This window comes from Streptomyces sp. NPDC046859, from assembly GCF_040645135.1.
Classification (GTDB): Bacteria; Actinomycetota; Actinomycetes; order Streptomycetales; family Streptomycetaceae; genus Streptomyces.
The window spans coordinates 327008-349583 of the sequence record NZ_JBEYXR010000002.1 but is presented as its reverse complement, the minus strand read 5'-3'; the positions used below and the strand labels follow the sequence as shown (position 1 = coordinate 349583).

Sequence of the window (22576 nt, the reverse complement as noted above, 5' to 3'; positions counted from 1 at the left end):
TCCGGTGTCCCCCACGTCGGCTGCTAGTCGCGGGCCGCGGTCAGGTGTGCGGCGTGTTCCTGGAGCGACCTGACGCCCACGTCCCCGTGGGTGAGGGCGTCGATGCCCTGGACGGCGGCGGCGAGCGCCTGGACCGTCGTCAGGCACGGCACCGAGCGCGCCACGGCCGCCGTACGGATCTCGTAGCCGTCGAGGCGGCCGCCCGTGCCGTACGGGGTGTTGACGATGAGGTCGACCTCGCCGTCGTGGATGAGCTGGACGATGGTCTTCTCGCCGTTCGGGCCGGTGCCCTCGGACTGCTTGCGCACGACGGTGGCGTTGATGCCGTTGCGCCTGAGGACCTCGGCGGTGCCGGAGGTGGCCATCAGCTCGAAGCCGTGGGCGACCAGCTCGCGCGCCGGGAAGATCATCGAGCGCTTGTCGCGGTTGGCGACCGAGATGAACGCGCGGCCCTTGGTGGGCAGCGGGCCGTACGCGCCCGCCTGCGACTTGGCGTACGCCGTGCCGAAGACGCTGTCGATGCCCATGACCTCGCCGGTGGAGCGCATCTCCGGGCCGAGGACGGTGTCGACGCCGCGCCCGTGGATGTCGCGGAAGCGCGACCACGGCATCACGGCCTCCTTGACGGAGATCGGCGCGTCGAGCGGGAGTTCACCGCCGTCGCCGCTCGCCGGGAGCAGGCCCTCGGCGCGCAGCTCGGCGATGGTGGCGCCCAGCGAGATCCGGGCGGCGGCCTTGGCCAGCGGCACCGCGGTCGCCTTCGAGGTGAAGGGGACCGTACGGGACGCGCGCGGGTTGGCCTCCAGGACGTACAGGATGTCGCCGGCCATCGCGAACTGGATGTTGATCAGGCCGCGCACCCCGACGCCCTTGGCGATGGCCTCGGTGGAGGCGCGCAGGCGCTTGATGTCGAAGCCGCCCAGCGTGATCGGCGGCAGCGCGCACGCCGAGTCGCCGGAGTGGATGCCGGCCTCCTCGATGTGCTCCATGACGCCGCCGAGGTACAGCTCCTCGCCGTCGTACAGGGCGTCGACGTCGATCTCGATGGCGTCGTCGAGGAACCGGTCGACCAGGACCGGCCGGGACGGGCTGATCTCGGTGGACTCGGCGATGTAGGACTCCAGCCGGGTCTCGTCGTAGACGATCTCCATGCCGCGTCCGCCGAGGACGTACGAGGGGCGCACCAGGACCGGGTAGCCGATCTCGTCGGCGATGGCCTTGGCCTCGGCGAAGGTGGTGGCGGTGCCGTGCTTGGGGGCGGGCAGGCCCGCCTCGGCGAGGACGCGGCCGAACGCCCCGCGGTCCTCGGCGGCGTGGATGGCCTCGGGGGACGTGCCGACGATCGGCACGCCGTTGTCCTTCAGCGCCTGCGACAGGCCCAGCGGGGTCTGGCCGCCGAGCTGGACCACGACACCGGCGACCGGACCGGCCTGCCGCTCCGCGTGGACGATCTCCAGCACGTCCTCCAGCGTCAGCGGCTCGAAGTACAGCCGGTCGGAGGTGTCGTAGTCCGTGGAGACGGTCTCCGGGTTGCAGTTGACCATCACGGTCTCGTACCCGGCGTCGCTGAGCGCGAAGGAGGCGTGGACGCAGGAGTAGTCGAACTCGATGCCCTGGCCGATGCGGTTGGGGCCGGAGCCCAGGATGATGACGGCCGGCTTCTCGCGCGGCGCGACCTCGCTCTCCTCGTCGTAGGACGAGTAGAAGTACGGGGTCTTCGCGGCGAACTCGGCGGCGCAGGTGTCGACCGTCTTGTAGACCGGGCGGATGCCCAGCGCGTGCCGCACCTCGCGGACGACGTCCTCGCGCAGGCCGCGGATCTCGGCGATCTGCACGTCGGAGAAGCCGTGCCGCTTGGCCTCGGCCAGCAGGTCCGGGGTCAGCTCGGGGGCCGCGCCGAGCTCGTCGGCGATCTCCTTGATGAGGAAGAGCTGGTCGACGAACCACGGGTCGATCTTCGTGGCGTCGAAGACCTCCTCGGGAGTGGCGCCCGCGCGGATGGCCCCCATGACCGCGTTGATGCGGCCGTCGGTGGGCCGGACCGCCTCGCGCAGCAGCTCGTCCTTGTCGCCGGGCTCGCCGACGAAGGTGAACTGGCTGCCCTTCTTCTCCAGCGAGCGCAGCGCCTTCTGGAAGGCCTCGGTGAAGTTGCGGCCGATGGCCATGGCCTCGCCGACCGACTTCATGGTGGTGGTGAGGGTGGAGTCCGCGCTCGGGAACTTCTCGAAGGCGAACCGGGGCGCCTTCACGACCACGTAGTCGAGCGTCGGCTCGAAGGAGGCCGGGGTCTCCTGCGTGATGTCGTTCGGGATCTCGTCGAGCGTGTAGCCGACGGCCAGCTTGGCGGCGATCTTGGCGATGGGGAAGCCGGTCGCCTTGGACGCGAGCGCCGAGGAGCGGGACACGCGCGGGTTCATCTCGATGACGATGACCCGGCCGTCCTCGGGGTTCACCGCGAACTGGATGTTGCAGCCGCCGGTGTCGACGCCGACCTCGCGGATCACGGCGATGCCGACGTCGCGCAGGATCTGGTACTCGCGGTCGGTGAGCGTCATCGCGGGGGCGACGGTGATGGAGTCGCCGGTGTGCACGCCCATCGGGTCGAAGTTCTCGATGGAGCAGACGACCACGACGTTGTCGTTCCGGTCGCGCATCAGCTCCAGCTCGTACTCCTTCCAGCCGAGGATGGACTCCTCCAGGAGCACCTCGGTGGTCGGGGAGAGCGTGAGTCCCTGGCCGGCGATGCGGCGCAGCTCCTCCTCGTCGTGCGCGAAGCCGGAGCCGGCGCCGCCCATGGTGAAGGAGGGGCGGACGACGACCGGGTAGCCGCCGAGGGTCTCGACGCCGGCCAGGACGTCGTCCATCGAGTGGCAGATCACCGAGCGGGCGGACTCGCCGTGGCCGATCTTGCGGCGGACGGCCTCGACGACACCCTTGAAGAGGTCGCGGTCCTCGCCCTTGTTGATGGCCTCGACGTTGGCGCCGATCAGCTCGACGCCGTACTTCTCCAGGGTGCCGGCCTCGTGCAGCGAGATGGCCGTGTTGAGGGCGGTCTGGCCGCCCAGGGTCGGCAGCAGCGCGTCCGGGCGCTCCTTGGCGATGATCTTCTCGACGTACTCCGGGGTGATCGGCTCGACGTACGTGGCGTCGGCGATCTCCGGGTCGGTCATGATCGTCGCCGGGTTGGAGTTGACCAGGATGACGCGCAGGCCCTCGGCCCTGAGCACGCGGCACGCCTGCGTGCCGGAGTAGTCGAACTCGGCGGCCTGGCCGATGACGATCGGGCCGGAGCCGATGACCAGGACGGACTGGATATCGGTGCGCTTAGGCACGCTGGCCCTCCATCAGGGAAACGAAGCGGTCGAACAGGTAGGCGGCGTCGTGCGGGCCGGCCGCCGCTTCGGGGTGGTACTGGACACTGAAGGCCGGGCGGTCCAGGAGCTGGAGGCCCTCCACCACGTTGTCGTTCAGGCAGACGTGGGAGACCTCGGCGCGGCCGTAGGGGGTGTCGGACGCCTGGTCGAGCGGGGCGTCCACGGCGAACCCGTGGTTGTGCGCGGTGACCTCGACCTTGCCGGTGGTGCGGTCCTGCACGGGCTGGTTGATACCGCGGTGGCCGTACTTCAGCTTGTAGGTGCCGAAGCCGAGGGCGCGGCCGAGGATCTGGTTGCCGAAGCAGATCCCGAACAGCGGGGTCGAGCGCTCCAGCACGCCCCGCATCACGGATACGGCGTGGTCGGCGGTGGCCGGGTCGCCGGGTCCGTTGGAGAAGAACACACCGTCCGGTGCGACGGCGTAGACGTCCTCGACGGTGGCCGTGGCGGGCAGCACGTGCACCTCGATGCCGCGCTCGGCCATCCGGTGCGGGGTCATGCCCTTGATGCCGAGGTCGACGGCGGCGACGGTGAACTTCTTCTCGCCGATCGCGGGGACGACGTACGCCTCCTTGGTGGCGACCTCGGCGGCGAGGTCGGCGCCCTCCATCTCGGGGGCCTGGCGGACCTCGGCGAGCATGGTGCCCTCGTCGGGCAGGGCGTTGCCGGAGAAGATGCCGACGCGCATGGCGCCGCGCTCGCGCAGATGGCGGGTGAGCGCGCGGGTGTCGACACCGGAGATGCCGACGACGCCCTGGCCGCGCAGCTCGTCGTCCAGGGAGCGCCGGGAGCGCCAGTTGGACGGGGTGCGGGCGGGGTCGCGGACGACGTACCCGGCGACCCAGATCCGCTTGCTCTCGGCGTCCTCGTCGTTGACGCCGGTGTTGCCGACGTGCGGGGCGGTCATCACGACCACCTGGCGGTGGTACGACGGGTCGGTCAGAGTCTCCTGGTAGCCGGTCATACCGGTGGAGAACACGGCCTCGCCGAAGGTCACCCCCACGGCCCCATAGGCACGGCCGCGGAAGATCCGGCCGTCCTCCAGGACGAGTACCGCGGGAACCTTGTCGGCTCCCCTTGTGGAGGTGGTCATCGTTCGGCGCCTTCCGTGCTGGTGTCGTTGGTCATGGAGTTGAGGGCGTCGACCCACGCGGTGTGCTCCGCCGCCCGGTCCGAGCGGAACCCGGAGTCGATCAGCCGGTCGCCGTGCGCCCAGGTCACCACGAGCAGGCCGCCCTCGGTGAGGACCTTGCCGGCGATGCCCTTGTCGAGCCGCGCCCCGCGCAGCCGGTCCGCGGGGACGAAGAAGTCGGCCGCGCCGGGGCGTACGACGTCCAGTCCCGCGTCCGTCAGCGTGAGCTCGGCCCGGCTCCGGGTGCCGAGGCCGTGCGCCACGATGCGGTCGAGCCACTGACCGGCGGTGGTGGAACCGTGGTAGCGGCCGCTCATGCCCAGTCTCACCGGGCCCGGGTCGTCCGGCGCGCTGGGCAGCGCGGGCAGGTCGCCCTGGAGCGTGCCGCGCCATTTCCAGCCCTCGCGCATCAGCCAGTAGACGAGCGCCACGAAGAGGCCGAGTCCGACGACCCAGCCCACGCGGGCGGCCCAGTCGGTGACCTCGGCCGACTTCTGGTCGGCGGCGAGTCCGGCTGCGAGGAGTGTTGCAGGTGTCACGTGAGCTTCCCGTCGACGAGCGTGGCCTTGCCCCGGAGCCAGGTGTGGGTGACACGGCCCGGCAGCTCACGCCCCTCGTACGGGGTGTTCCGGCTGCGCGAGGCGAAGCCCGCGGGGTCCACGGACCCACGGTATGCCGTGTCGACGAGCGTGAGGTTCGCGGGCTCACCAGCCGAGACGGGCCGGCCGTGGCCCGTCGCCCGCCCGATCTCTGCGGGCTTGACGGACATGCGCTCGGCGACCCCGGCCCAGGTGAGGAGCCCGGTGTCCACCATGGTCTCCTGCACCACCGACAACGCGGTCTCCAGGCCGACCATGCCCATGGCGGCGGCGGCCCACTCGCAGTCCTTGTCCTCGTGCGGGTGCGGGGCGTGGTCGGTGGCGACGATGTCGATCGTGCCGTCGGCCAGCGCCTCGCGCAGCGCCAGCACGTCCCGCTCGGTGCGCAGCGGCGGGTTCACCTTGTAGACCGGGTCGTAGGTGCGCACCAGCTCGTCGGTGAGGAGCAGGTGGTGCGGGGTGACCTCGGCGGTGACGTCGATGCCCCGGGACTTGGCCCAGCGGACGATCTCGACGGACCCGGCGGTCGACAGGTGGCAGATGTGGACGCGGGAGCCGACGTGCTCGGCGAGCAGGACGTCCCGGGCGATGATCGACTCCTCGGCCACCGCGGGCCAGCCGCCGAGGCCCAGCTCGGCGGAGACGACGCCCTCGTTCATCTGCGCGCCCTCGGTCAGCCGGGGCTCCTGCGCGTGCTGGGCGACGACGCCGCCGAAGGCCTTCACGTACTCCAGCGCCCGACGCATGATCACGGCGTCGTCGACGCACTTGCCGTCGTCGGAGAAGACGGTGACGCCGGCGGCCGACTCGTGCATGGCGCCGAGCTCGGCGAGCTTCCTGCCCTCCAGGCCGACGGTGACGGCGCCGATGGGCTGCACGTCGCAGTAGCCGTGCTCCTGGCCGAGCCGGTACACCTGCTCGACCACGCCGGCGGTGTCGGCGACGGGGAAGGTGTTGGCCATGGCGAAGACGGCCGTGTAGCCGCCGGAGGCAGCCGCTCGGGTGCCGGTCAGCACGGTCTCGGAGTCCTCGCGGCCGGGCTCGCGCAGGTGGGTGTGCAGGTCGACCAGGCCCGGCAGCAGCACCTTGCCGCCGGCCTCGACGACCTCGGCGCCCTCGGCGCTCAGCCCGCTGCCGACCTCGGCGATGATCCCGCCGTCGATCAGCACGTCCTGCGGCTCGCCGCCCAGCACCCTCGCACCACGGATCAGGGTCTTGCTCATGGTCTTCACTTCTCCTCGGCCGTGAACGGGGTGTGCGCGGGACGCTCGTCGGAAGGGTGGAGGGAGACGGGCGGGCGGGTGTGGGGGAAGGCCGGCCCGTTGCCGCCGAGCAGCAGGTAGAGGACGGCCATGCGGATGGAGACTCCGTTCGCGACCTGCTCGACGACGGTGCAGCGGTCGGAGTCGGCGACCTCGGCGGTGATCTCCATGCCGCGGACCATCGGGCCGGGGTGCATCACGATGGCGTGCTCCGGCATCCGGGCCATGCGGTCGCCGTCGAGGCCGTAGCGCCGCGAGTACTCGCGCTCGGTCGGGAAGAAGGCGGCGTTCATGCGCTCGCGCTGCACGCGCAGCATCATCACGGCGTCGGACTTGGGGAGCACGGCGTCGAGGTCGTACGACACCTCGCAGGGCCAGCTCCCGACGCCGACCGGCACCAGGGTGGGCGGCGCGACCAGGGTGACCTCGGCGCCGAGCGTGTGCAGCAGGTCGACGTTGGAACGGGCGACCCGGCTGTGCAGGACGTCCCCGACGATGGTGATGCGCCGCCCGTCGAGGTCGCGGCCGATCCCGGCGTCCCGGCCGACGAGCCGGCGCCGCATCGTGAAGGCGTCCAGCAGGGCCTGGGTGGGGTGCTGGTGGGTGCCGTCGCCGGCGTTGATGACGTGGGCGTCGATCCAGCCGGAGGTGGCCAGGCGGTACGGCGCCCCGGAGGCGCCGTGCCGGATGACGACGGCGTCCACGCCCATGGCCTCCAGGGTCTGGGCGGTGTCCTTCAGGGACTCCCCCTTGGACACGCTGGAGCCCTTGGCGGTGAAGTTGATGACGTCCGCGGACAGGCGCTTCTCGGCGGCCTCGAAGGAGATGCGCGTGCGCGTGGAGTCCTCGAAGAAGAGGTTGACGACGGTGCGGCCGCGCAGGGTCGGAAGCTTCTTGATCGGCCGGTCGGCGACCCGGGCCATCTCCTCGGCGGTGTCGAGGATCAGGACGGCGTCGTCGCGGGTGAGGTCGGCGGCCGAGATGAGATGACGCTGCATCTGTCAGGCTCCGTAAGGCAGTTCATGAAGGATTTCGGGCAGACGGGTGCGCCTGGGCGCACTGAGCGGGCGTACGACGGCGGCGTACGCCGTCCGGCGCTACTGGGGGGTCTGCTTGGCACCGAGCAGGACGGTGTCGCGACCGTCCTCCTCGGCGAGCTGGACCTTGACCGTCTCCCGCAACGACGTGGGGAGGTTCTTGCCGACGTAGTCGGCCCTGATGGGAAGCTCGCGGTGACCGCGGTCGACCAGAACGGCGAGCTGGACCGCGCGCGGGCGGCCGATGTCGTTCAGGGCGTCGAGGGCGGCACGGATGGTACGGCCGGAGAAGAGCACGTCGTCGACGAGGACGACGAGGCGGCCGTCGATGCCGTCACCGGGGATCTCGGTGCGGGCCAGCACCCGCGGCGGGTGCATGCGCAGATCGTCCCGGTACATGGTGATGTCGAGCGAGCCGACCGGGATCTTGCGCTCGGTGATCTCCTCCAGCTTGGCGGCGAGCCGCCGGGCGAGGAAGACCCCGCGGGTGGGAATGCCGAGGAGTACCACGTCGTCTGCGCCCTTGGCGCGTTCGACGATCTCGTGGGCGATGCGGGTCAACACCCGCGCGATGTCAGGGCCTTCGAGCACGGGCCGGGCGTCGGACGCTGAGGTGTCCTGCTGCCTGTCCATACGAAAGGGACCTCCTTCTCCGCCTCACGGGACGGACCTTAAAGGACGTCTGGTTTGCGCCATCCACCGTAGCAGGCCGCCGGTACACCTCCTGTCACCCGCCTGGCCCAATCGGCCGTGCCGGAAGCGGAAGCGTCGGTGTGGACCATTCGGCTTGACGCACGAGTGTAACGCTGCGTAACCTCACAGTGAGTTACCAACTGCGCGGCATGGAAGCCAAGCCAGTCGCGTCGACCCAGTGCCGGGGAGCTATATGTCCAGCGAATACGCCAAACAGCTCGGGGCCAAGCTCCGGGCCATCCGCACCCAGCAGGGCCTTTCCCTCCACGGTGTCGAGGAGAAGTCCCAGGGACGCTGGAAGGCCGTCGTGGTCGGTTCGTACGAGCGCGGCGACCGCGCCGTGACCGTGCAGCGGCTCGCAGAGCTGGCGGATTTCTACGGCGTTCCGGTGCAGGAGCTGCTGCCGGGGACGACGCCGGGCGGGGCCGCCGAGCCGCCGCCGAAGCTGGTCCTGGACCTGGAGCGGCTGGCGCACGTGCCGGCCGAGAAGGCGGGTCCGCTCCAGCGGTACGCGGCGACGATCCAGTCGCAGCGCGGTGACTACAACGGCAAGGTGCTGTCGATCCGCCAGGACGACCTGCGCACACTCGCCGTCATCTACGACCAGTCCCCCTCGGTCCTCACCGAGCAGCTGATCAGCTGGGGTGTGCTCGACGCGGACGCGCGCCGCGCGGTCTCCCACGCCGAGGAGAGCTGAGCACTTCCCTGGGTTGGGTTCTCTCAGCAGAAACGTGCCGCCGGGGTGGCCGGAACCAAGCGGTTCCGGCCACCCCGGCGGCCTTCTGCGGCCCTGGTGGGCCATCTGGGGCCCCTGGGGCTCCGGACATGCCAAGGGCCCGCAGCGTGCCTGCTGCGGGCCCTTCGGCGTGTTCGCCTGATCCGGGACCTACGCGTCCTCGCGGCGCAGCGAGGGCTTCAGATCCTTGAAGCGGCCGAGCAGGCCGTTCACGAACGACGGCGACTCGTCCGTGGAGAACTCCTTCGCCAGCTGGACCATCTCATCCAGCACGACCGCGTCCGGCGTCTCGTCGACCCAGATCAGTTCGTACGCGCCGAGGCGCAGGATGTTGCGGTCCACCACCGGCATGCGGTCGAGCGTCCAGCCGACCGAGTACTGCGCGATCAGCTCGTCGATCCGCCGGGCGCGCTCCGCGTACCCCTCGACGAGCTGCATCGTGTACTCGCTGACCGGCGGCTGCCGGGTGTCCTCCCGGGAGAGCCGGACCCAGTCCGCGAGGACGGTGCGGACGCCGACGCCGCGCTGGTCGCCCTCGAAGAGGATCTGGAAGGCGCGCTTACGGGCCGTGTTGCGGGCAGCCACGGTTAGCTGTTCACCCGGCCGAGGTAGTCGCTCGTGCGGGTGTCGACCTTGATCTTCTCACCGGTGGTGATGAAGAGCGGGACCTGGATCTGGTGGCCGGTCTCCAGGGTGGCGGGCTTGGTGCCACCGGTGGAGCGGTCGCCCTGGACACCCGGCTCGGTCTCCTGGATGGTCAGCTCGACGGCGGCCGGCAGCTCGACGAAGAGCACCTCGCCCTCGTGCTGCGCGACGGTGGCGGTGAAGCCCTCGATCAGGAAGTTGGCGGCGTCGCCGACGGCCTTGCGGTCGACCATGAGCTGGTCGTAGGTCTCCATGTCCATGAAGACGAAGTACTCGCCGTCCATGTAGGAGAACTGCATGTCGCGCTTGTCGACGGTGGCCGTCTCGACCTTCACGCCGGCGTTGAAGGTCTTGTCGACGACCTTCCCGGACAGCACGTTCTTGAGCTTGGTGCGCACGAAGGCCGGGCCCTTGCCGGGCTTGACGTGCTGGAACTCGACGACGGACCAGAGCTGGCCGCCTTCGAGCTTGAGCACCATGCCGTTCTTGAGGTCGTTCGTGGAAGCCACGGTTGCGGAATCTCCTGGACTGACGTGGACGACCCCGGCGCACGCACCTGCCTACAGGGCGAGCAGCTCCTTGGTCGTGATGGTGAGTAGCTCGGGTCCGCCGTCCGCCTCGGGGCGGACGACGAGCGTGTCATCGATCCGGACGCCGCCCCGGCCCGGGAGGTGGACCCCCGGTTCGACGGTGACCGGCACGCAAGCGTCCAGTTTACCCATGGCCGCGGGGGCCAACTGCGGGTCCTCGTCGATTTCGAGTCCGACACCGTGGCCCATGAGGGGCGGCAGGCCCTCATGATGCCCGGCGGATTCCAGGACCTGGCGCGCGGCCCGGTCCACGTCGCGGTAGGCGGCGCCCGGCGTCAGGCTCTCCCGCCCGGCCCGCTGAGCGGCGAAGACGAGGTCGTACAGCTCGATCTGCCAGTCCGCGGGGGACGTGCCGATCACGAAGGTACGGCCGATCTCGCAGCGGTAGCCACGGTACGTCGCGCCCAGGCAGACGGAGAGGAAGTCGCCCTCCTCGACCCTGCGGTCGGTGGGCCGGTGCGCACGTCGGCCGGAGTGCGGGCCGGTGGCGACGGCAGTGGGGAAGGCGGGGCCGTCGGCGCCGTGGTCGACGAGGCGGCGCTCCAGCTCCAGGGCGAGGTGGCGTTCGGTGCGGCCGACGAGGATGGACTCGAGGAGTTCACCGAGGGCCTGGTCGGCGATCTCCGCGCCGATCCTGAGGCAGGAGATCTCCTCCTCGTCCTTGACGACCCGGAGCTGTTCGACGGCGGTGCCCAGGCCGGCGAGGCGCAGCTGCGGCGCGGCCGAGTCGACGGCCCGGTGCCGGGCCACGGTGAGGTGGTGCTCCTCCACGGCGAGCGAGTCGGCGCCCTGGGCCGCGGCGAGGCCGGCGGCGGCGACGGCGGCGTCCCCGCCGGGGCGGGGAAGGGTGTGGATCAGCAGCGCCTCGTCGGGGCGGCCCTCGTAGGGGCGCTCGTCGGGCGGCTCGGCGCACACGAGCAGGTCGTCGGTCTTGCCGAGGAGCAGCGCGGCGCCCCGCGGGGCGGCGCCCGCGAGGTAGCGGACGTTTGCGGGGCGGGAGATCAGCGCGGTGGCGCTGCCGCTGGCGTGGCAGCGGTCCCTCAGGCGGGAGCGGCGGGTGGCGTACACCTCTGACATGACCCGAGCGTAAGAGCTTTGCCGGGTCGGCGCCGGTTGGGAGCGGCTGAGTGGGCGGTTCCCTGCGGGGCTTGGGGGAGCGTCGTGGGTCGGCCTCGGGCCGGTGGGGGCTGGGCGCGCCGTTCCCCGCGCCCCCCGGGGGGTGGCCGCTGTCGATCGTCGGCCTCGGGCCCGTAGGGGCTGGGCGCGCCGTTCCCCGCGCCCCTGGGGGAGGTGGGTGGCCGCTGTCGATCGTCGGCCTCGGGCCGGTGGAGGCTGGGCGCGCCGTTCCCCGCGCCCCTGGGGGGGCTGGTGGTCGCTGTCGATCGTCGGGCTCGGGACCGTGGGGGGCTGGGCGCGCGGTTGCTCGCGTTTCTCGGAGGGGCTACCAGGACGGGGGGCTGGCGATGGAGCGGGAGAGGACCTCGTCGAGGACCTGGGCCGTCTGGGGGACGTCCAGTTGGGAGTTGTCGATGATGGGGAGGCCCGAGCCGTACCAGCCGGCCATGCGGCCGTGGATGCGGGCGACCTCCTCGTCGGTGAGGCGGCGGTTGCCCGAGCGTTCGGCGTTGCGCTCCAGGACGATCTCCAGGCCCGGGAGGAGGACGACCGGCAGGAGCCCGGGACCCACGTGCCGCTTCCAGCCGCCGAGGCCCACGACGGGCCGGTCGGGGAAGACCGCGTCGTCGAGGATGCAGGAGATCCCGTTGGCCAGGAAGTTGCGCGCGGCGAAGCCGCAGGTGCGGCGGGCGAGGCGGTACTGGGCCTCGGAGTGGTCGTTCCAGCCGGACTGGGGGTCGGCGAAGCCCGAGCGGACCCATTCCCGGACGTCGTCGAGGCTGATGTGCGCGGTGGGGACCCTGCGGTGGTCCGCCCAGTACTTGGCGACGCTCGTCTTGCCCGCTCCGGCCGGGCCGATCAGCAGCACCGCGAGGGTGGTGGACGCCGGGTCGGGGGCCGTGACGGCGGGCGGGGCGCTCGGCATGGCGACGGGGCCGCCGGGCGGCAGCGGGACGTGGCCGGTGGTCTCGGGCGCCGGCGGGCCGTAGCCGTGCTGCGGGGCGGGTGCCGCGGGTCCCGGGGGTGCGAAGCCCGGCGCCGCGGGCGGCGGGGGCACCGGTGCGGGCCCCTGCTGCGATGCGGACCCCGGCTGTGCTCCCTGCGCTCCGGGGTGGTGTGCGGCCGGCGACCAGCCGTGCCCCGGCTGGTGGGGCGGCGGCAGCGGAGAACCCACTGCGTGCTGCATCCGGTGCCACTCCGTCTCGTCGTCCATGGCCATTGGCGCTGGCAGCCGGGCCCGGCCCCGCTGCCTACCGAACGGTACCGCCCCCGGCCGTCGTTTGGTGAACGGCCGGGGGCGGTCCGAAGTGCCCGTCGCCGCAGGCGAATCGGACACAAACGCGCGTCCGCGGACTTACTGTCCGACTTCGCCGTAGGCGGCGAGCAGCACGGCCGGGTCCGGTCCCTCCAGGACGGTCGGCTTGGCCAGGCCGTCCAGGACGATGAACCTCAGCAGGTCACCGCGGGACTTCTTGTCGACCTTCATGGTCTCCAGCAGCTTGGGCCACTGGTCGTAGCGGTAGTGCAGCGGCAGCCCGACCGATTCGAGGATCGCGCGGTGCCGGTCGGCGGTCGCGTCGTCCAACCGGCCCGCCAGGCGCCCGAGTTCGGCGGCGAAGTGCATGCCGACGGCGACGGCGGCACCGTGCCGCCACTTGTAGCGCTCGTTCTTCTCGATGGCGTGGCCGAGCGTGTGGCCGTAGTTGAGGATCTCCCGCAGGCCCGATTCCTTCAGATCCGAGGAGACGACCTCCGCCTTGACCCGGATCGAGCGCTCGATCAGCTCGGCGGTGTGCGGGCCCGCCGGGCTGCGCGCGGCCTGCGGGTCCGCCTCGATGAGCTCCAGGATCGCCGGGTCGGCGATGAAGCCGGCCTTGATGATCTCCGCGAGCCCGGAGACGTAGTCGTGGACGGGCAGGGACTCCAGCGCCGCCAGGTCGCACAGGACCCCGGCGGGCGGGTGGAAGGCGCCGACGAGGTTCTTGCCCTCGGCGGTGTTGATGCCGGTCTTGCCGCCGACCGCCGCGTCCACCATGGCCAGCACGGTGGTCGGGACGGCGATCCAGCGCACCCCGCGCAGCCAGGTGGCGGCCACGAAGCCGGCGAGGTCCGTGGTGGAGCCGCCGCCGACGCCGACGACGACGTCGGAGCGGGTGAAGCCGGACTGGCCGAGGGCCTTCCAGCAGTAGGCGGCGACCTCGACGGTCTTGGCCTCCTCCGCGTTCGGGACCTGGATGGCGACCGTCTCGAAGCCCTGGTCGGCCAGGTCGGCCCGCAGCGCCTCACCGGTCTCGGCCAGCGCCTCCGGGTGGATCACCGCGACCCGCTTGACCCGGTCGCCGATCAAGCCGCCCAGCTCGCCGAGGAGCTGACGGCCCACCAGGACCTCGTAGGGGTCACTGCCCGCGCTGCCGCCGACCTGGATCCGCGTCACTGCCTCGGTCATGCGTCCTTCAACTCCAGTGCGTCCAGCGCGGCTCGGGTCACTTCTTCGGGGGTACGGCCGTCGGTGGCCACGACGGCCGTCGCGACCTCCTCGTACAGGTGGCGGCGGGCCTCCATGAGCTCGCGCCACTGCTTGCGCGGGTTGACCGCGAGCAGCGGGCGGGCGGCGTTGAGGCCGGTGCGTTTCACGGCTTCCTCGACGTCCATCGAGAGGTAGACGACCCGCTGTCCGGCGAGCAGGGCCCGGGTGCCGGCGTCGAGGATCGCCCCGCCGCCTAGCGCCAGGACGCCGTCGTGCTCCCCGAGCGCGCGGCGGACGGCCTGCTTCTCGATCTCCCGGAAGGCGGCCTCGCCGTCGTCCACGAAGATCTCGGCGACGGTCCGGCCCTGCTCGGCCACGATGTCGTCATCGGTGTCGCGGTAGCCGACGCCGAGCCGCCCGGCCATCAGCTCGCCGACGGTGGACTTGCCCACACCCATTGGCCCGACCAGCACTACGACGGGCGCCCCGCTCATCGGATGGCCAGGTTGTCGAGGTACGAGCGGACGTTGCGGCGCGTCTCGGCGACCGAGTCGCCGCCGAACTTCTCCGCGACCGCGTCCGCGAGGACGAGGGCCACCATGGCCTCGGCGACGATGCCGGCGGCCGGGACCGCGGAGACGTCGGAGCGCTGGTGGTGGGCCTGGGCGGCCTCGCCGGTGGTGACGTCGACCGTCTTCAGGGCGCGCGGCACGGTGGCGATCGGCTTCATCGCGGCGCGGACCCGCAGCAGCTCACCGGTGGTGAGCCCGCCCTCGGTGCCGCCGGAGCGGCCGGAGGTGCGCCGGATGCCCTCGTCGGTCCGCACGATCTCGTCGTGGGCCTTGGAGCCCGGCACGCGGGCCAGCTCGAACCCGTCGCCGAGCTCGACGCCCTTGATGGCCTGGATGCCCATGAGGGCCCCGGCGAGACGGGCGTCCAGCTTGCGGTCCCAGTGCACGTGCGAGCCGAGGCCCACCGGCACGTCGTAGGCGAGCACCTCGACGACGCCACCGAGGGTGTCGCCGTCCTTGTGGGCCTGATCGACCTCCGCGACCATCGCCTTGGAGGTGTCGGCGTCCAGGCAGCGCAGCGGGTCGGCGTCCAGCCGCTCGACGTCGGCCGGGGTCGGGTAGACGCCCTGCGGGGCCTTCACCGCGCACAGCTCCACGACGTGCGAGACGATCTCGATGCCCGTCGTCTCCTTGAGGTACGACCGGGCCACCGCGCCGAGCGCCACACGGGCGGCCGTCTCCCGGGCCGAGGCCCGCTCCAGGATGGGCCGGGCCTCGTCGAAGCCGTACTTCTGCATCCCGGCGAGGTCGGCGTGGCCGGGGCGGGGCCGGGTCAGCGGGGCGTTGCGGGCGAGCCCGGCCAGGATCTCCGGGTCGACCGGGTCGGCCGCCATGACCTGCTCCCACTTGGGCCACTCGGTGTTGCCCACCATGATCGCGACCGGGGAGCCGAGCGTGAGGCCGTGCCGGACGCCGCCGAGGAAGGTGACCTCGTCACGCTCGAACTTCATGCGCGCACCGCGTCCATAGCCGAGGCGGCGCCGGGCCAGGTGGTCCGCCACCATCTCCGTGGTGATCGGCACGCCGGCGGGAAGGCCCTCCAGCGTCGCGACGAGTGCGGGGCCGTGGGACTCCCCCGCGGTCAGCCAGCGCAACCTGCTCAACGGTGCTCCTCGATGCTCGCGCCCTGGTACTGCACTGCGTGCACGCGTCAGCGCGTACCGCGTCGGCGGCCAGGTGCGCGGCCCGGGCCCGCCACCTCCGATCCTCCCACGTCCGGGCCCGGCCACCGGCCGCCGGTCCATCTGGCGGACGGCAGGTGGACGTCCTGCGGCCGGGGCGGGGCTCAGGAGGAGGGGTCGCCCTGGCCCCGCGGCGGGGCGTAGGAGCCGAGGAAGTCGGCGCCGCTCGGCTGCCCCGCGGGCTGCGGCGGCTGCTGCGGGGCGTAGGGGCCGAGGAAGTCGGCGCCCCTGGCCTGCGCCGGCTGGGGCGCGACGGTGGGCGTCCGGCCCTGGCGCCGCGCCCGCCGCTGGTCGAGCTTGCGCTTGGCCTTGTAGACCCAGGACCCCACCACGAGGAGCAGGATGAGGACCAGGACGGGAATCTGGATCCAGTCCGGCATGAACTGGAGGACGATCTCGAATATCTCGCTCTTGCCGGACGCGATCGGCACGCCTGTGGACACGGTGTCGTGCTCCCCCTGTGAAGACTGCTCCGCCCCCTGCGGAACTCAGCGGATCTTAGCGGTCCGCGAGGGCGCGCTCGCCCGCTTTTCGCATCGCCTCCAGCGGCGCCGGGGCGCGGCCGGTCATCTGCTCGACCTGCAGCACGGCCTGGTGCACGAGCAGGTCGAGGCCGCTCACGACGGCCCCGCCGAACATCGACCAGCGGGCCGCGAGCGCGGTGGGCCAGGGGTCGTAGAGCACGTCGAAGAGGGTGGCGGGCCGCTCGGGCACGGCGTGGGCGAGGGCGTCGGTGGTGCCCGCGGGGGTGGTCGCGATCACCAGCGGGGCGCGCAGCGCCTCGGCGGCGTCGGCCCAGTCCGCCGTACGGACGTCGATGCCGAGCCGTTCGCCCCACTGCCGCATCTCGGCGGCGCGCGCCTCGCTGCGGACGTACGCCACGACCTCGCCGGTGCAGACGCGGGCCAGCGCGGCCAGCGCCGAGGACGCGGTGGCGCCGGCGCCGAGCACGGCGGCCGAGCCGACCTCCTCGATGCCGCGCTCGCGCAGGGCGGCGACCATCCCGGGGATGTCGGTGTTGTCGCCGACGCGGCGGCCGTCCCCGGTGACGACGACGGTGTTGACGGCCTCGACCGAGGCGGCCGTCTCGCTGATCTCGTCGAGCAGCGGGATGACGGCCCGCTTCAGCGGCATGGTCAGCGACAGGCCGGCCCACTCGGGGCCGAGCTCGGCGAGGAAGCCGGGCAGGGCCGCCTCGTCGACGTCGAAGCGGTCGTACGACCAGTCGGTGAGCCCCAGTTCGGCGTAGGCGGCCCGGTGCAGCACCGGGGACAGCGAGTGCTGGATGGGGGAACCGAGCACCGCCGCCCGGCACCGCCTGTCCGTCGCGGCCATCGCGGAATCGTTCACTGCGTCCGTGGTCCCTAGCTCTTCTTCCTCGACGCGTTGAACTGCTCGACCAGCTTCTCGTGGTCCTTCAGCGTCTTGGTGAACTTGCTGGTCCTGCCGTCCAGCGAGATGAAGTAGTACCAGCCGTCCTTCGTCGGGTTCAGCGCGCCCTTGAGCGCTTCCTCACCCGGGTTGTCGATGGGGCCGGGCGGCAGGCCCTTGACGAAGTACGTGTTGTACGGGCTGTCGTAGCGCCGCAGCTCGGCGATGCTCAGGTCGATCTCGCTCTGGTTCTTGATGTAGTTGTACGTGGAGTCGAACTCCAGGGACCCGTAGGTCTCGGGGTTCCCGGGCTTGAGGCGGTTGTAGACGACCTCGGCCATCTTGCGGTAGTCGTCGTGGCTGGTGCCCTCGGCCTGGGCCAGGCTGGCCACGGTGAGCACCTCCCAGGGGCCGTCGAGACCGAGGCCGGCGGCCTTCTTCTCCAGCCCCATCTCCTCGTACTTCTCCGTGGCCCGGCCGACCATCTCCTTCAGCACGGCCGCCGGCTTCTGGCCCTTGCTGGCCGCGTAGCTGGACGGGTAGAGGAACCCTTCCAGCGGGTCCTTCACATTGGGGTGGTCCAGCGCCCAGTCGGGCAGGCCGAACTTCTTGTACTGCTTCTTCGCGACCTCGGCCGTGGTGCCGTCGGCGACGCCGAGGCGCTTGTCGATCAGCGCGTACACGGCGACGTTCCGGGAGCCCTCGGCGATGATCAGATTGGACCGGCTCTTGGGGCTGAGCATCAGCTCGACGGCGCTGGCCGCCGACATCTGCTTCTGCATCGTGTAGACGCCGTCCTGGATGGAGCGGCCGTCCGCGTTGTCGTTCTGCGCGGAGACGAACGCCTCGACGCTCTCGACGACCCCGGCCGCCTTGAGCTTCTGGCCGATGACCCAGCCGCCGGCGCCCTTGGGGATGACGACGGTGACCTGCTCGCCGTTGCCGTCGCCCGCGTAGTCGGGCGCCGGGCCGAAACGGTCCTGGTAGAACTGGTAGCCGAAGTAGCCGACGCCGCCGACCGCGCCCACGAAGATCAGGGTGAGAACCAGGCAGGCGGGTCCGCCGCGACGTTTCTTCGGTTTCTTGCCGCCGCGCCCCGACCGGTCGCCACGCTCGCCCGTGTCGTCGTCATCGTCCTGGTCGCCGCCCGCGAAGAAGGCGTGTTCGCCCTGGTCCGGGCCCGGGTCCCAGCCGGTGTCCGGCTCGGGCTCGGCGGCGCGCCGGGTGGGCGGCTCCGGGGGCGGATAGGAGTCCCGCGTGCCGTAGTAGTCGGGCTGCCCTCCCCCGTAGGCGGCCTGCTGCTGCCCGTATGGGTCCGCCGGGTCGCCGTACGGGGCCTGCTGGTGCCCGCCCGTGGCCCAGCCGCCGTCGTAGGGCTGCTGCCCGTGGTCCTGCTGCCGGCCGTGGCCCTGCTGCTGCCCCTGGTCCGCGTACTGCTGGGGGTGGTTCTGCTGCGGGTACTGCTGCTGGCCGTACCCGGTGTGCTGCCCGTCGTTCCACTCGCCGTACTGCTGCTGCGCCTGCTGGGCGTAGTACTGCTGGTCGGCGTACTGCTGCTGGTCGTACTGCTGCTGGTCGTACTGCTGGTGACCGTGCTGCTGGTGCTGCGGGTCGGCGTACTGCTGCTGCCCGTAGCCCTGCTGGTCCCGCTGGGCGTCCCATCCGCCGTCCCCGAGCAGCGGATCGTCCTGCCATCGATCGGAGCCGTCGCCCCGGCCATATTCAGTCATCGGAGCGGTCGGCACGCCGGAGTCCGCCGTGGGGGGCGAGGCCGTGCGTGCCTTCCTCCTCTCGGGTGAGGTGGCCGTAGCCGTCGGCCCGTCGCGGCAGATGGGTCCCGTGGTGTCGCCCGACGGTGGCGGGGCCTGGCCCCGTAGCACCGTTCATGACAGCCGTGTCCGTGCGCCCCGCGCGCTCGGGCACGGCTCGCCGCAGCATTGCCTGGTGGATGTGCGCCCCTAGAACTCGTGGTCCGACCGGCACCGGGCCATGCACGGGCAACGGGCCGGCCTGTCCGGCCCGGCCCGCATGGGTCCGTCCACGCACCTGAAGCGTGGTCACCGATCGCACCTCCTCCACGCGGTGACCGGGACCGGTCACCTCGTTTCCGCCGTCCGCGGCGGGTCCGGCCGGCAGGCCGGGGGCGGGTGACCGGTTCCCTGGAACCGCGAGACGGTCGGTCCCTGAGCGATCGGCTCAGATGCCGTCCGGTCTCCGTCAGTACAACGGCTGTTCGACTGCCGCCGTATCGCGCGGAACGTTACCGTATCGCGATCAGATAACCACTTCGACGCCCTCGCCGGGTGCTGTGCCTGACACCCGTTCGGATTCGAGCGCCTGTTGCAGGATGATCACCGCGGCGGCCTGGTCGATGACCGAACGGCCCTTCTTGGACTTCACGCCGGAGGCGCGCAGCCCCTGACTGGCCGTCACGGTCGTCATCCGCTCATCGACGAGTCTGACCGGAACGGGCGCGATCATGCGGGCGAGTTCCTGGGCGAAGCCCCGGACCTTCACCGCGGCCGGGCCCTCGCCGCCCTTGAGGGAGCGGGGCAGCCCGACGACGACCTCGATCGGCTCGTACTCCTCGACGAGCTGCCGGAGGCGGCGCTGCGCGGCCGGGACGTCCCGGCCCGGGACCGTCTCCACGGGGGTGGCGAGGATGCCGTCCGGGTCGCACGAGGCGACGCCGATCCGGGCGTCGCCCACGTCGACGGCGAGGCGGCGGCCGCGGCGCATGCCCCGGCCGTCACCGCTCGCTTGTGTGTCGGAACTCACTTGGCGGTGTCCGCCACGAGCCGCTCGACCGCGTTGACGGCCTCGCCGACGGCGGCCGGGTTCTGGCCGCCGCCCTGGGCCACGTCCGGCTTGCCGCCACCGCCGCCGCCGAGGGTCTTGGCAGCCGTACGGACCAGCTCACCGGCCTTGAGGCCCCGGTCGCGGGCGGCGTCGTTGGTGGCGATGACCGTCAGCGGCTTGCCGTTGGTCACGGCGAACAGGGCGACCACGGCGGCGCGTCCGCCCTGGATGCGGCCGCGGACGTCGAGGACGAGCTTGCGCAGGTCGTCGGGGGTGGTGCCGTCGGGGACCTGGCCGGTCACGACCGCGACGCCGCGGACGTCCTTGGCGGACTCGGCGAGCCCGCCGGCGGCCTGGAGCACCTTCTCGGCGCGGAACTTCTCGATCTCCTTCTCGGCGTCCTTCAGCTTGGCGAGCATGGCGGACACCTTCTCCGGGAGCTCCTCGGGACGTCCCTTGACCAGCTCCTGGAGCTGGGCGACGACCGTGTGCTCACGGGCCAGGAAGTTGTAGGCGTCGACGCCGACCAGGGCCTCGATCCGGCGGACGCCGGAGCCGATGGACGACTCGCCGAGCAGCTTGACCAGGCCGAGCTGGGCGGTGTTGTGGACGTGCGTGCCGCCGCACAGCTCCTTGGAGAAGTCCCCGATGGTCACCACGCGGACCCGATCGCCGTACTTCTCGCCGAACTCGGCGATGGCGCCCTGCTTCTTGGCCTCGTCGATGCCCATGATGTCGGCGCGCACGTCGAGGTCGCGGGCGAGCACCTCGTTGATCCTCTGCTCGACGTCGGTCATCACGGCCGTCGGGACGGCGGACGGCGCCCCGAAGTCGAAGCGGAAGCGGCCGGGCTGGTTCTCGGAGCCGGCCTGGGCGGCCGTCGGGCCGAGGGCGTCGCGCAGGGCCTGGTGGGTGAGGTGCGTGGCCGAGTGGGCGCGGGCGATGGCGGTACGGCGGCGGGCGTCGATGGAGGCGTGCGCGCGGGCGCCGACGGTGACCTCGCCGACCTGGACGACGCCCTTGTGGACGTAGACGCCCGGGACGGGCTTCTGGCAGTCACGGATCTCGATGAGGGCGCCGGCGTCGGTCCTGATGCGGCCGGTGTCGCCGATCTGACCGCCGCCCTCGGCGTAGAACGGGGTGCGGTCGAGGACGATCTCGACCTCGTCGCCCTCGGAGGCGGCCGGCGAGGAGACGCCGTCGACCAGGATGCCGACGACGGTGGACTCGCCCTCGGTCTCCGTGTAGCCGATGAAGTCGGTCGCACCGGCCTTGTCGGCGATCTCGCGGTAGGCGCCCGCGCCGGCGTGACCGGTCTTCTTGGCCTGGGCGTCGGCCTTGGCGCGCTCCCGCTGCTCCTTCATCAGCCGGCGGAAGCCGTCCTCGTCCACCGAGAGGCCCTGCTCGGCGGCCATCTCCAGGGTGAGGTCGATCGGGAAGCCCCAGGTGTCGTGGAGCAGGAACGCCTTGTCGCCGGCGAGGACCTTGCCGCCGCCGGCCTTGGTCTCGCTGACGGCGGTGTCGAGGATGTTGGTGCCGGCCTTCAGCGTCTTGAGGAAGGCGTTCTCCTCGGCGACGGCGACCTTCTCGATGCGCTCGCGGTCGGTGATGAGCTCGGGGTACTGCTGGCCCATCATCTCGATGACGGTGTCGATGAGGTCCAGGACGACCGGGCCGGTGGCGCCGAGCAGGCGCATGTTGCGGATGGCGCGGCGCATGATGCGGCGCAGCACATAGCCGCGGCCCTCGTTGCCCGGGGTGATGCCGTCGCCGATGAGCATCACGGAGGTGCGCATGTGGTCGGTGACCACGCGCAGGGACACGTCCGACTCCTGGGAGTCGCCGTAGGCCACGCCGGTCAGCTCGGTGGCCTTCTTGATGACGGCCATCGAGGTGTCGATCTCGTAGATGTTCTGCACGCCCTGCAGGATCATGGCGAGGCGCTCGAGGCCGAGGCCGGTGTCGATGTTCTTGCTGGGCAGTTCGCCGAGGATCTCGAAGTTGTCCTTGCCGGTGCCCTCGCCGCGCACGTACTGCATGAAGACGAGGTTCCAGATCTCCACGTACCGCTCGTCGTTGACGGCGGGGCCGCCCTCGACGCCGAACTCGGGGCCGCGGTCGTAGTTGATCTCGGAACACGGGCCGCAGGGGCCGGGGACCCCCATGGACCAGAAGTTGTCCTTCATGCCGAGGCGCTGGATGCGCTCCTTCGGCACGCCGATGACCTCGTGCCAGATCCGCTCGGCCTCGTCGTCGTCCTTGTAGACGGTGATCCAGAGCTTCTCCGGCTCCAGGCCGTAACCACCCTTGTCCTGGGGGGTGGTGAGCAGCTCCCAGGCGTACTCGATGGCGCCTTCCTTGAAGTAGTCGCCGAAGGAGAAGTTGCCGCACATCTGGAAGAACGTGCCGTGCCGGGTGGTCTTGCCGACCTCTTCGATGTCGGGCGTGCGCACGCACTTCTGCACGCTGGTGGCGCGGCGGAAGGGCGGCTTGACCTCACCCAGGAAGTAGGGCTTGAAGGGCACCATGCCGGCGGGGACGAGGAGCAGAGTCGGGTCGTCCGCGATGAGCGACGCCGAAGGGACGACGGTGTGCCCGCGCTCCTCGAAGAAGCTCAGCCAGCGGCGGCGAATCTCGGCCGACTCCATCAGTGGTCCTCATTCCGGTTGTTCGTGTACGTCGTGCTGTCGATGACGTATGACTTCGGCTGCTTGTGGTTCTCGATGGCGGTGTACCGCCGGGACGCGGGGAGCTCGGGGCGTTCGTCGATGCCCAGGGCCTCCTGGAGCTCGGCCTCCCGCCGGGCCATGTTGTCCCGGACGTCGAGGGCGAAGCCCACAGCTCGGTCCTTGATGCGGTGACCCGCCTCGAGCGCCTTGTTCGCCGCGGTCGCGGCGAGGCTCTCGGGGGTCAGCTGCTTCAGCTTCCGGTTGACCTTGGTGGTGGCCCAGACACCGGCGGCGACGCCTGTGCCGAACCAGAACGTACGGCGGAACATGCTG

The 22576-nt window shown here is 71.5% G+C and carries 20 protein-coding genes; 1 reads left to right on the top strand and 19 read right to left on the bottom strand.

The features are described 5' to 3' along the window. Window positions 1-23 precede the first annotated feature (23 nt). From carB to pyrR, 6 genes are all read right to left on the bottom strand, one after another. Window positions 24-3332: a carbamoyl-phosphate synthase large subunit gene (gene carB, locus ABZ899_RS04025; protein ID WP_361340332.1), complete on the bottom strand. Its 3309-nt coding sequence runs from the start codon at window positions 3330-3332 to the stop codon at window positions 24-26. Further along, complete coding sequence (gene carA / locus ABZ899_RS04020) at window positions 3325-4467, bottom strand: glutamine-hydrolyzing carbamoyl-phosphate synthase small subunit (RefSeq protein WP_361340329.1); 1143 nt, start codon at window positions 4465-4467, stop codon at window positions 3325-3327. The genes carB and carA overlap by 8 nt, the downstream gene beginning before the upstream one ends. Next, window positions 4464-5045 carry a hypothetical protein gene (locus ABZ899_RS04015; protein WP_361340326.1) on the bottom strand — a complete coding sequence of 194 codons (582 nt, stop codon included), beginning with the start codon at window positions 5043-5045 and terminating at the stop codon, window positions 4464-4466. The genes carA and ABZ899_RS04015 overlap by 4 nt, the downstream gene beginning before the upstream one ends. After that, window positions 5042-6328 carry a dihydroorotase gene (locus ABZ899_RS04010; RefSeq protein WP_361340324.1) on the bottom strand — a complete coding sequence of 429 codons (1287 nt, stop codon included), beginning with the start codon at window positions 6326-6328 and terminating at the stop codon, window positions 5042-5044. Before ABZ899_RS04010 ends, ABZ899_RS04015 begins: the two co-directional genes overlap by 4 nt. Before the next feature lie 5 nt (window positions 6329-6333). Next, a complete protein-coding gene (locus ABZ899_RS04005; RefSeq protein ID WP_361340321.1) occupies window positions 6334-7365 on the bottom strand; it encodes an aspartate carbamoyltransferase catalytic subunit in 1032 nt (343 codons plus the stop codon). Window positions 7366-7464: 99 nt separating this feature from the next. Beyond that, window positions 7465-8037 carry a bifunctional pyr operon transcriptional regulator/uracil phosphoribosyltransferase PyrR gene (pyrR, locus tag ABZ899_RS04000; protein ID WP_361340319.1) on the bottom strand — a complete coding sequence of 191 codons (573 nt, stop codon included), beginning with the start codon at window positions 8035-8037 and terminating at the stop codon, window positions 7465-7467. A gap of 253 nt (window positions 8038-8290) precedes the next feature. On the opposite strand from pyrR, the gene bldD reads away from it, so the two are divergent. Then, a complete protein-coding gene (bldD, locus tag ABZ899_RS03995; protein WP_004002691.1) occupies window positions 8291-8794 on the top strand; it encodes a transcriptional regulator BldD in 504 nt (167 codons plus the stop codon). 189 nt (window positions 8795-8983) lie between these two features. On the opposite strand, the gene nusB is transcribed toward bldD, so the two are convergent. The 13 genes from nusB to ABZ899_RS03930 form a co-directional block, all read right to left on the bottom strand. Next, window positions 8984-9418 (bottom strand): transcription antitermination factor NusB, encoded by a 435-nt coding sequence (nusB, locus tag ABZ899_RS03990; protein ID WP_361340316.1) that lies wholly within the window; start codon window positions 9416-9418, stop codon window positions 8984-8986. A gap of 2 nt (window positions 9419-9420) precedes the next feature. Further along, window positions 9421-9987, bottom strand: coding sequence for an elongation factor P (efp, locus tag ABZ899_RS03985; protein ID WP_361340313.1), 567 nt, complete (start codon window positions 9985-9987; stop codon window positions 9421-9423). A 51-nt stretch (window positions 9988-10038) separates the two neighbouring features. Continuing rightward, window positions 10039-11145 (bottom strand): aminopeptidase P family protein, encoded by a 1107-nt coding sequence (locus tag ABZ899_RS03980; protein ID WP_361340311.1) that lies wholly within the window; start codon window positions 11143-11145, stop codon window positions 10039-10041. Between the two features lie 364 nt (window positions 11146-11509). Then, complete coding sequence (locus ABZ899_RS03975; protein ID WP_361340308.1) at window positions 11510-12370, bottom strand: Pro-rich N-terminal domain-containing protein; 861 nt, start codon at window positions 12368-12370, stop codon at window positions 11510-11512. Between the two features lie 168 nt (window positions 12371-12538). Further along, window positions 12539-13630, bottom strand: coding sequence for a 3-dehydroquinate synthase (gene aroB, locus ABZ899_RS03970; protein ID WP_361340306.1), 1092 nt, complete (start codon window positions 13628-13630; stop codon window positions 12539-12541). Beyond that, on the bottom strand, window positions 13627-14145 hold the full coding sequence (locus ABZ899_RS03965; protein ID WP_361340304.1) for a shikimate kinase: 519 nt from the start codon (window positions 14143-14145) through the stop codon (window positions 13627-13629). Before ABZ899_RS03965 ends, aroB begins: the two co-directional genes overlap by 4 nt. Then, window positions 14142-15326 (bottom strand): chorismate synthase, encoded by a 1185-nt coding sequence (aroC, locus tag ABZ899_RS03960; protein WP_361340301.1) that lies wholly within the window; start codon window positions 15324-15326, stop codon window positions 14142-14144. Before aroC ends, ABZ899_RS03965 begins: the two co-directional genes overlap by 4 nt. Window positions 15327-15508: 182 nt before the next feature. Then, window positions 15509-15847 (bottom strand): hypothetical protein, encoded by a 339-nt coding sequence (locus ABZ899_RS03955; protein ID WP_361340298.1) that lies wholly within the window; start codon window positions 15845-15847, stop codon window positions 15509-15511. 55 nt (window positions 15848-15902) lie between these two features. Beyond that, complete coding sequence (locus ABZ899_RS03950; protein ID WP_361340295.1) at window positions 15903-16739, bottom strand: shikimate dehydrogenase; 837 nt, start codon at window positions 16737-16739, stop codon at window positions 15903-15905. A gap of 29 nt (window positions 16740-16768) precedes the next feature. Further along, window positions 16769-18505, bottom strand: coding sequence for an endolytic transglycosylase MltG (gene mltG, locus ABZ899_RS03945; protein ID WP_361340292.1), 1737 nt, complete (start codon window positions 18503-18505; stop codon window positions 16769-16771). A gap of 544 nt (window positions 18506-19049) precedes the next feature. Continuing rightward, window positions 19050-19514, bottom strand: coding sequence for a Holliday junction resolvase RuvX (ruvX, locus tag ABZ899_RS03940; protein WP_361340573.1), 465 nt, complete (start codon window positions 19512-19514; stop codon window positions 19050-19052). Window positions 19515-19549: 35 nt separating this feature from the next. Then, the gene (alaS, locus tag ABZ899_RS03935) at window positions 19550-22222 is read right to left on the bottom strand and encodes an alanine--tRNA ligase (protein WP_361340289.1); all 2673 of its coding nucleotides are present in this window, start codon (window positions 22220-22222) and stop codon (window positions 19550-19552) included. Then, entirely contained in the window at window positions 22222-22572 is a 351-nt protein-coding gene (locus ABZ899_RS03930) for a hypothetical protein (RefSeq protein WP_361340287.1), read from the bottom strand. Before ABZ899_RS03930 ends, alaS begins: the two co-directional genes overlap by 1 nt. Window positions 22573-22576 lie beyond the last annotated feature (4 nt).